This is a genomic window from Streptomyces sp. NPDC058464 (assembly GCF_042721035.1).
In the GTDB taxonomy this organism is placed as follows: domain Bacteria; phylum Actinomycetota; class Actinomycetes; order Streptomycetales; family Streptomycetaceae; genus Streptomyces.
Genome location: NZ_JBHXMA010000095.1, coordinates 1 through 13,472, shown reverse-complemented (window position 1 = coordinate 13,472; position 13,472 = coordinate 1). Strand labels below are relative to the sequence as shown.

The 13,472-nt window shown below is 71.1% G+C and carries 4 protein-coding genes; all 4 read right to left on the bottom strand.

Going from position 1 to position 13,472, the window contains the following annotated elements; all coding sequences use genetic code 11:
• A partial coding sequence (locus tag ACFWPQ_RS51205; protein ID WP_384051966.1) for an amino acid adenylation domain-containing protein occupies nucleotides 1–3,915 on the bottom strand: 3,915 nt, incomplete at its 3' end.
• Between the two features lie 116 nt (nucleotides 3,916–4,031).
• A complete protein-coding gene (locus ACFWPQ_RS51200; RefSeq protein WP_384051964.1) occupies nucleotides 4,032–4,820 on the bottom strand; it encodes a methyltransferase domain-containing protein in 789 nt (262 codons plus the stop codon).
• Between the two features lie 71 nt (nucleotides 4,821–4,891).
• Complete coding sequence (locus tag ACFWPQ_RS51195) at nucleotides 4,892–6,007, bottom strand: sulfotransferase domain-containing protein (RefSeq protein ID WP_384051962.1); 1,116 nt, start codon at nucleotides 6,005–6,007, stop codon at nucleotides 4,892–4,894.
• Between the two features lie 151 nt (nucleotides 6,008–6,158).
• Nucleotides 6,159–13,472 (bottom strand): amino acid adenylation domain-containing protein (locus ACFWPQ_RS51190; RefSeq protein WP_384051960.1); only part of this gene is annotated, 7,314 nt, incomplete at its 5' end.

Below are 13,472 nucleotides of genomic sequence, written 5' to 3'. Positions count from 1 at the left end.
ATTCGACCGCACCAACGACCGCGGCCGATCCAACGGCAACTCCAACACCGGCAACCCAGCCAACCGCTCCCGCCAATACCCCAACTGACCATCCAGCACGTCCCCGGACAGCCACGACCGCTGCCACGCCGCGAAATCCGCATACTGCACCGGCAACCCAGGCAACGGATCCGCCGCACCGACCCGGAACGCCCCGTACAACGCGGTCAGTTCACGCCAGAAGACCGTGCCGGACCATTCGTCGAAGACCACGTGGTGCAGCGACAGGCAGAGCATGTGGTCGGTGGCGCCCAGGCGGATCAGGCAGGCGCGGATGAGCGGGCCGGCCGCCAGGTCGAACGGGGCGTCGGCGATTGCCGAGGCCAGGTCGCGGGCTGTCGCCTCCGGGTCGGAGGTGCCCGACACGTCCGCCACCGGCAGGTCGAACGGGCCGGGCGGGTCGATCAGCTGACGGGCCGTGCCGTCGGGGCCGGCCACCAGCCGGGTCCGCAGCACCTCGTGCCGGGTCACGATCGTGCCGAGGGCCGCGTTCAGTGCTTCGGTGTCCAACGGCTCGCGCCAGCGGGTGCGGAGGGGCACGTTGTATTCGGTCGTTCCCGGTTCGAGCTGGTCCAGGAACCACAGCCGCTGCTGGGCGAAGGACAGCGGCAGCACCTGGTCGCGCGGCACCGGCGTGATCGGTGTGGCCGTCGTACCGTGCGCGGATCGTTCGACGGCCCGGGCGAGTTCGCCGACGGTGGGCTGGTCGAAGAGGGTCGCGAGGGGCACCTCGGTCCCGAACGCGTCGCGGATACGGGAGATCACCTGGGTGGCCAGCAGGGAGTGGCCGCCGAGTTCGAAGAAGTTGTCCTCCGTGCCGACCCGGTCCACGCCGAGCAACTCGGCCCAGATCTGCGCCAGCGACTCCTCGGCGGGGGTGGCCGGGGCGACGAACGTGGCGGCCAGGTCGGGGCGGTGGGCGTCGGGGACCGGCAGTGCGGCGCGGTCGAGCTTGCTGCTGGAGGTCAGCGGCAGTGCGGCCAGTTCGGTGAACACCGACGGGATCATGAATTCCGGCAGGCTCTCGCGAAGGTGGCCGCGCAACTCCCCCGTGTCAGGGATGCCTTCGGCGGGGTCGGAAGGAACGACGTAGGCCACCAGACGCGCCTGTGCGGACTCGCCGAATGGGGTCACCACCGCCACCTGCACCCCGGGATGCGCGGCCAGCGCGGCCTCGATCTCACCCGGCTCGATCCGCACCCCCCGGACCTTCACCTGATCATCGACCCGGCCCAGGAACTCCATCCGGCCCGCCGCACTCCACCGCACCCGGTCACCCGTCCGGTACATCCGCGAACCGTCCCCCGCAAACGGATCCGCGAGAAAGCGCTCCGCCGACAGGGCCGGACGCCCGCCGTAGCCACGCGCGACACCGGGACCGCCGATGAACAGCTCGCCCGCCACCCCGACCGGCACCGGACGCAGCCGGGCATCCAGCACATGCACCGTCGTCGCCGCGATCGGCACACCGATCGGCACCGGCGACACCGCCTCCCGCAGCACCGCGACGACCGCCGTGATGGTCGCCTCCGTCGGCCCGTAGGTGTTGTAGATCGGTACCTGGGTCCGCTCGAACCAGCGCGCCAGCACCGCGGCCGGTATCGCTTCACCGGCCAGGACCAGCAGGCGGAAGTCCGGGCCCAGCCCGTCGCCGGCCGTGAGGTCGGAGATGGCCAGTTCCCAGACCGCGGGGGTCATCTCCGCGATGGTCGCCCGTTGTGCCCGGATCTGCCGCAACACCTGGGCCGGGGTCCAGAGTTCGGCGCCGCGCAGCACCAGCCGGCCGCCGTGCATGAGGACCGGGAAGAGCTGCTCGACCGTAGCGTCGAAGGTGATGGAGGCGAACTGCAGGGTGCTGTCGGCGGGGGTGATCGCGTACCGGCGGCCCATCTCGGTCAGCCGCACGGTCATCGAGTGGTGTTCGATGAGCACGCCCTTGGGCCGGCCGGTGGAGCCCGAGGTGAAGATGACGTAGGCCAGGTTCCCCGGCTGCGCCTGCGGTGGCAGGTCGTCGGAGTCGTGGGTGGCGATGGCGGCCGTGTCCGCGTCGACGAACAGGCGGTCCACGTCTGCGCCCAGCCGGTCGGCCAGCGCGGTCTCGGTGATGACCAGGGGTGCGCCGGAGGCTTCGAGCAGGTACCGGATGCGCTGGTCGGGGTGGTCGGCGTCCATCGGTAGGTAGGCGGCGCCCGCCTTCAGCACACCGAGGACGGCCACCATCAGGCCGGTGCCGCGCAGCAGGCACACGCCGACGACGTCCTCACGACCGATACCCCGCGCCATCAGATGCCGCGCCAACCGGTTCGACCGCGCTGCCAACTCGCCGTACGTGAGCTGCCGCTGACCCGACACCACCGCAACCGCATCCGGCCGCAACCGCGCCTGCCGCCCGATCAACTCCAGCACCGAGCCCTCCACCACCGGCTCCGCACCCGAACCCCACGACCCCAACTCCCCCCGCTCCGCCTCCGACAACAACTCCAGTTCGGCCACCCGCCCCCCGGGCACCGCAAAAGCCCGCAACACCGTGACCAGGTGCCGGGCCAGCCGCCGTACCGACGCCTCGTCGAACAGGGCGGTGCTGTACTCGATCACTCCGGAGAGGCCGTTCTCGCCCGCGTCGCCGAAGTTCACCTGCAGGTCGGCCGTGGTGAGTTGCCGGGCGACGCCGTCGTCGTCGCGGTCCTGCCGGCGTTCCCTGGCCGGGCGTCCGGGGTCGTCTTCCTGTCCGTAGTTCAGGAAGACCTGGAAGAGGGGGGTGCGGGACCGGTCCCGGTCGGTGACCAGGGCGTCCACCAACTGCTCGAACGGCAGGTCCTGGTGCGCGTAGCCGCCGAGCGCGGCCTCCCGGGCCCGGGCCAGGACCTCGGCGAACGTCGGGTCGCCCGACAGGTCGGTGCGCATCACCAGCGTGTTGACGAAGAAGCCGATCAGGTCCTCGGTCTCGGCCCGGTTCCGGCCCGCCACCGCGGTGCCCACCACGACGTCCTCGGTGTCGCAGTAGCGGCCCAGCAGCACGCTGAACCCGGCCAGCAACGCCATGAACATCGTCGCGCCGTTCTCGCGGGTGACCTTCCGCAGGCCGTCGACCACCTCGGCGGGGACGGTGAACGGCACCGCCCCGCCCTCCGTCGAGCGGACCGGTGGGCGGGGCCGGTCGGTGGGCAGCTCCAGCACCGGGGCCCCGGCCAGTCGCTCCCGCCAGTAGGCGAGTTGCTGCTCCAGCACCTCCCCGGCGAGGAACGACCGCTGCCACAGCGCGAAGTCGGCGTACTGCACGGCGAGCGGCGGCAGCGGATCCGGGTCACCCGCGCACAACGCCTCGTACAGGGCGAGCAGTTCGTGCCGTAGCACCCGCTCGGACCATTCGTCGAAGACGACGTGGTGCATCGTCAGGATCAGCACGTGTCCCTGATCGCCCAGTCGGACCAGGCAGAAGCGCACCAGTGGCCCCGTCGCCAGATCGAACGGGGACATGATCATCTGGGCTCCGAGCCGTTCCAGGGCACGCGCCGGTTCCGGTTCGGCGGAGACGTCGGCGACCGGCAGCCAGACCGGACCGGGGGGATCGATGACCTGGTGGGCGACGCCGTCCGGGCCCGTCACCAGCCGGGTCCGCAGCACCTCGTGGCGCGCCACCACCGCGTCCACGGCCCTGTTCAGCGCCCCGGTGTCGAGGTCGCGGCCCAGCGGCACCCGCATCGGCATCGTGTACTCGATCGAGCCCGGTTCGAGCTGGTCGAGGAACCACAGCCGCTGCTGGGCGAAGGACAGCGGAAGCGGGGTGCCGGGGCGCTCTCCCCACCCCCGCAGGGGCGACCGCTCACCCTTGAGGCGTCGCGTCAGCAATTCCTGCTTGGCCCGGGAAAGCGTCACTTGTCCTCCACCGTGAGAATGCCGAACCAAACCCGCGATTCATCCGCCGCAACCGAGGAATGCACGGTCGGGGAATCCATGGTCAGGGGATCCGGTCGCCCGTCTCAATATGGCATTCAGTGCGGCTGTCTGACACGCGACGTATTGCCGCGGACGGCCGAAATCATGACGCGCGGTGTGTCGTTCAACAAGGCAGGGGTGTGTGCCGCCTCCGCCATGAGCACTTCGGCGGCCTCTTTTCCCAGTTCCAGGGAGATGGCCTCCCAGTTGCGCAGGACGGCCTCGTGCACGGCGATCTCCCGGTCCCGCGAACCCGCGATCTCCTGGGTGGTGATGTCGGTGAATCCGGCTCTTTCGAGGAAGGAGCCGTAGGGCAGGAGAGCCGGCTCCCAGCTGGTGAACACGAGCCGACCACCGGGGCGGAGCACCCGTGCCAGCTCACGGAACGCGGCCGGCTTGTCGTGCACCATCCACAGCGCGTCGACGCTGACCGCCCCGTCGAAGCCCGCGGCGGCCAGTCCGGTGTCGGTGGCACTGGCCACGTAGAAACCGGCCCGGGCCGCCATGCCGAAGCCGGCCGCACGTTCCGCCGCGGCGGCCACCGCTTCGGGGATGATGTCCACGCCGACCAGGGGAACGTCGAGCGCACGCGCGATCCAGAGACCGGGGCCGCCCCGGCCGCAGCCCACGTCGAGCAGGCGGGTCGTGTGCGACTGCGCCAGGATCTCCGCCAGGAGGCGCAGGTCGCTCAGGGTGACGAAACCGAAGGGTTCCGCCTCGCTGGGATAGTCGGCGCCGTAGACGTCCTGGTAGATGGATTGGAGTGTGGAGCCGCGACCCTGGTTGGCCAGTACCGAACGGTAGCGGTCCTCCCGGGTGGAAGGTCGTCGCTCAGCGGCGCACATCGCATCAGCCCTTCTCCGGTCTCAAGTCTCAGATCTCAGATCTCCGGTCTCAGGTCTCCGGGTCTCAGGTCTCACGCCGACCGGTGCAGCCAGGCCTGCACGTCGGGGTGGAGGACCCGTGCGACCCTCGCCCGGTAGTCGGCGAGTTCGGCCTCGGTGAGGAGTTCGGCCCCCGAGCCCGACACGCCCTTGCGGAAGAAGGACGCGCTGTTGTCCAGCAGGCCCCCGAAGGGCTCGATCCGGTCCGCGGAGGCGCGCATCCGCTCGAACGTCGCGGCCTTCACCAGACCGGGCCAGAGTTCTTCGGCGACCGCGATCCCCAGCCGTGCCGCGAGCATGCGCATCTGTCCCTCCAGGTCGGCGGAGAGGTCCTCGTAGTGGGTGAGGACGACGTTCGGCTCGTCGCGTCGCTCCCACGCGGCGGCGACGCGCCCGAGAATGCCGTCCAGGCGGCTCGGCCGTGCCGGTGCGGCCGGCTCTTCCGTGATCCAGTCGAGCAGCCACTCCCGTGGTGAGTCGCCGACGCCCCCGTCAGCGGGTCCGGCGGCCTGTTCCAGACGCTTCTGCTGGTGGTAGGAGGAGACGGCGGCATCCAGCGGATTCCGTGCGACCGCGATGTAGGTGACCTGCGGGAGGGCGGGAACGTCCGCCAGTGAGCTGTGCGTCTTGATGAACCGCCGGTGGCGTTGGCCGGCGTACCGTTCGAAGACCTCGTGGCGTATGCCCGTCGGATCGTCCAGCCAGGGCGACAGCTCATTGAGCGGGGCCGGGAGTTCCGGCGTCTGGAAGACCAGGAGCGCACAGATCATCTGCACCCATGTGGTGCCGCACTTGCCCGGCGCGCTGATGACGATGTCCCCGGGCCGGAACGGGAAGGACACCCAGCGTTCGGCCAGCACCCCGTCCATGACCACGTCGACGGCCAGGCGCCCCCGGGCGGTGAGCACGGTCCCCGTACGATCGCGACCGTCCGGTTCGCTGCGGTCCGCCAGGTACCCGTGCGCGAACAGCTTCTCGGTCATCTCCCGTGAAACGTCGCCGCCGGGTTTCGCCTGCTGTCCCGCGCTCTTGCCGGAGTTGCCTCGCATCTGCAGCGCCGTCAGGAAAAGCACATCGCCCAAAGCGATGTCACCGAAGCCTGCGGACGAAAGGCGGGCGGCCATGGCCCGTTCGTTGGAATCGCTCATCTCAATGAATTGACTCACGGCAATTCTGGCCATATCCAGCATGGCCGCAATTCTTCTGCCTCCCCGCCGTGAATTCAACCGACCGACCCGTGAACCGGGCACGGCCGGTGTTCAACCGGGGCATCGCATCAGTTGAACACCGGTTTCCGGCTCAGTGCCGCCGCCTGCGGGTGATCTCCGCTGCCAGCCGCGCCCCGATGACCCGGGCGCTGTCGCCGCGCAGCACCGTCGAGTGTTCCGCCGGTACGTCCACGATCTCCGGCTCCCGGACGAGCGCGGCCCGCCACTGGTCGAGTGCCTGCTGCCGGATCTCGTCCGGGTCCTCGCCCGGCATGAACAGCACCACCCTGCCGTCGTACGGCTCCCGGTGCATGCTCCGACCGTAGGTGCTGTAGGCCAGGCCGTTGATGGTCACCACACGCATGATCCGCATCCCGTGCTTGTCGCCCTCCCTGACCGCGACGGCGATCTTGTCGTCGGGCTCGCGGAACCGCAGCAGCCGGTCCTCGTCGGCCGGGGAGAGCCGGGTCCCGTCCGGGGCCTGGATCGTGTCGTCCAGACGGTCCAGCAGCCGGCGGGTCTCCTGGGCGGCGGCGCGGTGGCCGGGGGCGGGGGTGCCGAGGAAGGCCGGACCCATCAGGAACACACCGCCCACCTCCCTGCCCGCGGCGGCCGCCCGCCGGGCCATCTCCAGGGCGATGTAGCAGCCTCCGGACTGCGCGGCGAACAGGTACGGACCGTCCGGCTGGAGCTGGAACACCTCCTTGAGATAGGCGGCCGCCATCTTCCTCACGGAGCGCAGCGGGCGGTCGTCGCCGACCAGTCCCCGTTCCTGGAACGCGATCAACTCCTGGCCCTCGCCGAGATGCCCGGCGAGTCCGGCGTAGGCGGCGACCTCACCGGTGATCGAGTGCACGGCGTGCACGGCGGGGACGATGTGCCCCCTCCTGACACGGACGGCCGAGCGCAGTCTGGCCTCGGCCCGGTGCGCCTCGATCCGCGCGGCGACGCCGGTGACGGTCGGACGGTCGAACAGGTCGCCGACGCTGGTGTCGTGCCCGGCGGCCCGGATCCGGGCCACGATCTGGGTCACCAGCAGTGAGTGCCCGCCGAGTTCGAAGAAGTTGTCTTCCGCGCCCACCCGGTCCAGGCCGAGCGCTTCGGCCCAGACCCTGGCCACCACCCGCTCGATCCTGGTCCGGGGAGCGACGTACCGACCGGACAGGTCGACGCGGCCGGGGTCGGGGGCGGGGAGGGCGGCCCGGTCGAGCTTCCCGCCCGGCGTCAACGGCAGCGCCGACAACTCGGTGAAGGAAGCCGGGACCATGAACGCGGGCAGCCTGGCCCCCAGATACGCACGCAACTCACCCACACCGGGAACGCCCTCGGCCGGATCGGCCGCAACGAGATACGCCACCAACCGGGCCCCCGTCCCCTCCCCGACCACCGCCACCACCGCCGCACCAACACCCGGATGACCAGCCAGCACCCCCTCGACCTCCGCCGGCTCGATGCGGTAGCCGCGCACCTTGACCTGCTCGTCCACCCGCCCCACGAACTCCAGCCGCCCGTCGGCACCCCACCGCACCCGGTCACCCGTCCGATACACCCGCGAACCATCAGCCGCGAACGGATCAGCGACGAACCGCTCCCCCGTCAGCGCCGCACGACCGACATACCCACGCGCCACACCCACGCCACCCACGAGCAACTCACCGGCCACACCCCCCGGTACGAGATTCAGCGCGCCGTCCACCACGTAGAGGCGGGCGCCCGGAACCGGCCCTCCGATCGAGGGAGGAAGGTCTCTGTCCTCGACCACGCCGGCACTCGCCACCACCGTCGCCTCGGTCGGCCCATAGGCGTTCAGCAACCGCCGCCCCTCCGCCCGCCACACCGACGCCAATGACGCATCCACCCGCTCGGCGCCCGTGACCAGGGTCTTCACCCCGGCCAGATCGGCCGGCGCCAGCACCCGCAACAACGACGGCACGGCGAAGGCCAGTTCCACCCCTGCCGCACGGACCAACCCACCGGGCTCGGTCCGCTCCTCCGCAGTCGCCACGACCAGCGTGCCACCACCCGACAAGGTCATGACCAGCTCCCACACCGCCGCGTCGAAGCTGAACGGCGCCAGCAACAAGCCCCGGGACCCCTTGCCCAGCAACGGCCACAGACCGGCCGCCAGATTCACCAGCCCACCATGGCCCACCTGGACGCCCTTCGGGACACCCGTCGTCCCCGACGTGTAGATCACATACGCCAGTTGATCCGGCTCCACCGCCGTCGGCTCCGGCACGTCCAGATCGGTCCACGCGGCCGGGTCGTCCACTCGCACCATCACTGCGTCCCCGTCCAGTGCGGCCGCTCCGGCCCGGTCTCCGACCACGACCCGGGCACCGCTGTCGGCCAGCATCAACGCCAGCCGCTCCGACGGGTACTCCGGGTCCAACGGCACGAAAGCCGCCCCGGCGAACCACACGCCCAGCACCGCGACCACCAGATCCGGGCCGCGGCCCAGGCAGATGCCCACGACCGACTCGGGGCCCGCTCCGAGGCCTCGAAGGTGGCCCGCCAGCCGTGACGCCCGCCGTACCAGGCCTGCGTAGGTCAGATGTGCCTCGCCGCATACGACGGCGACCGTGTCCCCGTCGGTAGCCGCCAGCTCGGCCACCAGTCCGGGCACTCCGCCGGTCGCAGACACCGGCCGTGCGGCACCCGTCCCCAGCTCCAGGAGTTCGGTGTGCTCGGCCGCCGACAGCACGGACAGCTCGGACACCGGCCGGCTCGCGCTCTCCCCGATCTCTGCCAGCAGCATCCGCAGCTGCCGTGCCAGCCGGTCGATCGTCGCCGCGTCGAACAAGGCGACCGCGTACTCGATCGTGGCCGTGAGGCCGTCGTCGTCCTCGACCACGACCAGACGCAGGTCGAACTTGGCGGTCACACCTGCCTGGACGGTGTCCGTCGCGTCGGCAGTATCCGTGGCGTCGGCGGTTTCCGTCGCGTCGGCGGTTTCCGTCGCGTCGCTCCTCGCGCCGGTCTCCTGCCGGTAGTAGTCGAACAGGACCTGGAAGAGCGGGGTGCGGGAGCGGTCCCGTTCGGTGACCAGGGCGTCCACGAGTTGCTCGAAGGGCAGGTCCTGGTGGGCGTAGGCACCCAACGCGGTCTCCCGCACCCGACCCAGCAACTCGGTGAAGGACGGGTCCCCCGACAAGTCGGTCCGCAGCACCAGCGTGTTGACGAAGAACCCGATCAAGTCCTCGGTCTCCGCACGGTTCCGGCCCGCGACCGGTGTGCCCACCACGATGTCGTCCTGACCCCCGTACCGGCCCAGCAGCACGCTGAACGCGGCCAGCAGGGTCATGTACATCGTCGCGCCGCCCGCGCGGGTCACCTCGTGCAGCCCCCGCACGACCTCGCCCGGCACGGTGAAGCGCAGCGCCGCCCCCACCGCGGAGCGGAGCGCCGGACGCGGCCGGTCGAGGGGAAGCTCCAGGACCGGCAGTGCCGCCAACCGGTCCATCCAATAAGCGAGTTGGCGATCCTGGACGCCCTCGGCCAGCCAGGTGCGCTGCCACACCGCGAAGTCCGCGTACTGCACCGCGAGCTGCGGCAGCGGATCCGGTTCGCCCGCCCGGAACGCCTCGTACAGCGAGGACAGGTCGCGTCGCAGGATCCGGTCCGACCAGTCGTCGTAGGCCACATGATGGACGGTCAGCGCCAGCACGTGACGAGTGGCCGCAAGCCGGATCAGGCAGGCCCGCAGGAGCGGCCCGGACTCCAGCTCGAACGGCTCCGCTGTGTCGGCCGCCACCAGACGCCTGGCCGCGGTCAGCGGATCGGCCACGTCCGACACGTCCGCCACCGGCAGCGGAACCGGTCGCGGCGGGTCGATCACCTGGTACGCGACCCCGTCCGGGCCCGCCACCAGCCGGGTCCGCAGCACCTCGTGCCGGGCCGTCAGAGCCGTCAACGCCGCACCGAGCGCGGCCACGTCCACCGGGCCGGCGAGCGGGATCGGCGACGGCAGGTTGTACTCGGCAGACCCTGGTTCGAGCTGGTTCAGGAACCACAGCCGCTGCTGGGCGAACGACAGCGGTAGTGCCCGGTCCCGGGACGTCGGTGTGATCGGCGGCGCAGCCGACCCGTGGCCGGTCTCGTCGACCACCGCGGCCAGCGCCCGCAGGGTGGGGTGCTCGAACAGCGCGGCCAGGGCGATCTCGGCGCCGAACACCTCCCGGATCCGGGAGATCACCTGCGTGGCCAGCAGCGAGTGCCCGCCCAGTTCGAAGAAGCCGTCCAGGGCGCCGACCCGGTCGGCCCCGAGCAACCGCGCCCAGATTCCGGCCAGAAGCTCCTCGGTCGCCCCGGTGGGCGGCACAAAGGCGCCCAGCTCGGGACGGGCGGCGTCGGGGGCGGGCAGCGCGGCCCGGTCCAGTTTCCCGTTGGGGGTCAGGGGCAGGGCGGCCAGCTCGGTGAAGACGGACGGCACCATGTACTCCGGCAGGGTCCGCCGCAGGAAGGCACGGAGGTCGGCCGCCGTGGGGATGCCCTCGGCCTGGTCCGCCGGGACCAGGTAGGCGGCCAGCCGGTCCCCGGCCTCGCCCCAGGCGGCGACCGCGGCCGACCGTATCCCGGGGTGCGCCGCCAGCGCCGCCGTCACCTCGCCCGGCTCGACCCGGAACCCGCGCACCTTGAGCTGGTCGTCGGCCCGGCCGAGGAACTCCAGTTCCCCGCCCGCCCGATGGCGGACGACGTCCCCGGTCCGGTACAGCCGCCCCCCGTCCGCAGCGAACGGGTCGGCGACGAACCGCTCCGCCGTCAGCGCCGGACGCCCGGCATAGCCACGGGCCACTCCGGCGCCGCCGAGGAACAGTTCACCGGCCACCCCGACGGGCACCGGGCACAGGTGCCGGTCCAGCACGTGGACACTGGTGTTCGCCACCGGCGACCCGAGGGTGACCGGCCCGTCGCCCGGCACGGGCCCGCACGTGGACCAGATCGTGGTCTCCGTGGGCCCGTACATGTTCCACACGCCGGCGGTACGTGCCTGGATCGCCCCGGCCAGTTCGGCGGGCAGCGCTTCACCACCGCAGAGGGCACGCAGCCGCGCCGAGCCCCGCCAGCCGTCGGCGACCAGCATCTGCCAGGTCGACGGGGTGGCCTGCATGACGGTGGCACCGCTCCTGCCGAGTTCTCCCGTCAGCAGCCGCGGGGAGCGGACCGTGTCCCGGTCCGCCACGACGACCCGGGCACCGACGGTCAGCGGAAGCAGCAGTTCCAGGCCTGCGATGTCGAATCCCAGCGTGGTGACGGCCAGCAGAACGTCGGCAGGAGTGAGGCCCGGGCGATCTGCCATGGAGGCCAGGAAGTTCACCAGGTTGCGCTGGGTGACCTGCACTCCCTTCGGGATCCCGGTCGACCCGGAGGTGTAGATCACGTAGGCGAGGCGGTCCGCGGCCGGCTCCGCCTCGGGCTCGGGTGCCGGATCCCGCTTCGCGGCTCCGGCCGGGTCGTCCAGCCAGATCCGGATCTCGGCGGGCAGGCCGTCGGCCACGCCACGGTGGCCTGCCAGTACGCGGACTCCGCTGTCGGCCAGGACGAACTCCAGCCGTTCCGCAGGGTAGTCGGGGTCCAGCGGCAGGAAGGCGGCGCCCGCCTTCCACACCGCCAGCATCGCGACGACCGTGTCCAGGCCGCGTTCGAGACAGAGGCCGACGACCGACTCGGTACCGACGCCCTGTGCACGAAGCCGGCCGGCGAGCAGGTCGGCCCGTTCCTCCAGCGAGCCGTACGTCAACATGGTCCCGCCCGCCACCACCGCGACGGCATCGGGCCGTGCGGCCGCCTGGGCCGCCACCAACTCGTGCACCCCGGCCACCCGGGGCACCGACGTCGCCGTGTCGTTCCAGGCCGCCGGCATCAGGTTCAGTTCGGCGGCGGTCAGCATCGGCAGCCGGGACAGCCGCCTGCCCGGGTCCTCCGCCACCGCGCCGAGTACGGTGACCAGGTGGCCGATCATCCGGTCAGCCGTCTCCCGGTCGAACAGCGCCGTGCTGTATTCGATCGATCCGGCCAGTCCGGTGCCGGTGTCCACCAGGTTCACCGCCAGGTCGAACTTCACCGTCCCGGACGACGTCTGCGTGCCATCGGGTCCGTTCTCGACCGTCGGGCCGTCGCCCTCGTCGCGCAGGTAGTTGAAGAAGACCTGGAAGAGGGGGGTGCGGGAGCGGTCGCGTTCGGTGATCAGGGCGTCCACGAGTTGCTCGAAGGGCAGGTCCTGGTGGGCGTAGGCGCCCAGCGCGGTCTCCCGCACCCGGCCGACCAGGTCGGTGAAGGACGGGTCTCCGGACAAGTCGGTGCGGAGTATTAGCGTGTTGACGAAGAACCCGATCAGGTCCTCGGTCTCGGTACGCGCCCGGTTGGCCGCCGGTGAGCCGACGACGACATCGTCCAGTCCCGTGTAACGGCCCAGAACCACGCCGACGCCTGCCAGCAAGGTCATGAACATGGTCGCGCCGCTCCGTCGGGCGACCTCCCGCAGCCCGTCGGCCACCGGGGCGGGGACGGTGAAGTGTGCCGCCGCGCCCTCACTGGACCGCACGGGGGGACGGGGCCGGTCGGTGGGCAGTTCCAGCACTGGCGCTCCGGTCAACCGGTCACGCCAGTAGGCAAGTTGGCCGTCGAGGACCTCGCCGGTCAGCCAGGAACGCTGCCAGACGGCGAAGTCGGCGTACTGCACCGGCAACGGCGGCAACGGATCCGGCTCACCGGCACGGATCGCCCGATAGAGGACCTGCAGATCGCGGCGGAGGATCCGGCCCGACCACTCGTCCGACACCACGTGATGCAGGGACAGCACCAGCACACTGCGGTCCAGACCCGCTCGCACGAGGCAGGTACGGATCAGCGGCCCGGCCGCGAGGTCGAACGGCGCCACCGCATCCGCCTCGACCAGAGACCGGACCACGGCCATCGGATCAGCAACACCGGAGACGTCCACCACCGGCAACGGAACCTGCTCCGATGGGTCGATGACCTGGTACGCGACCCCGTCCGGGCCCGCCACCAGCCGGGTCCGCAACACCTCGTGCCGCGCCACCACAGCCGTCAACGCAGCCTCCAGTGCAGCCACATCCACCAGGCCGTCCACCGGTATCAGCGACGGCAGGTTGTACTCGACCGAACCCGGTTCAAGCTGCTCAATGAACCACAGCCGCTGCTGGCCGAACGACAACGGCAACGGCTCATCCCGGGAGACCGACGTGACCGCCGGCAGCACCATCCCGGGCACCGCCTGCTCGATGACCGCGGCCAGACTGCGGACCGTCGGATGGTCGAAGAGGGCAGCCAGGGCAATCTCGCTGCCGAACACCTCACGGATCCGGGAGACCACCTGGGTCGCGAGCAGTGAATGCCCGCCCAGCTCGAAGAAGTTGTCCTCGGCACCGACACGATCCCGCCC

Bases quoted from the DNA above. Each gene is read 5' to 3' on its own strand.
- ACFWPQ_RS51200 (WP_384051964.1), bottom strand. From the start codon at position 4,820: ATGTGCGCCGCTGAGCGACGACCTTCCACCCGGGAGGACCGCTACCGT.
- ACFWPQ_RS51195 (WP_384051962.1), bottom strand. From the start codon at position 6,007: ATGAGCGATTCCAACGAACGGGCCATGGCCGCCCGCCTTTCGTCCGCA.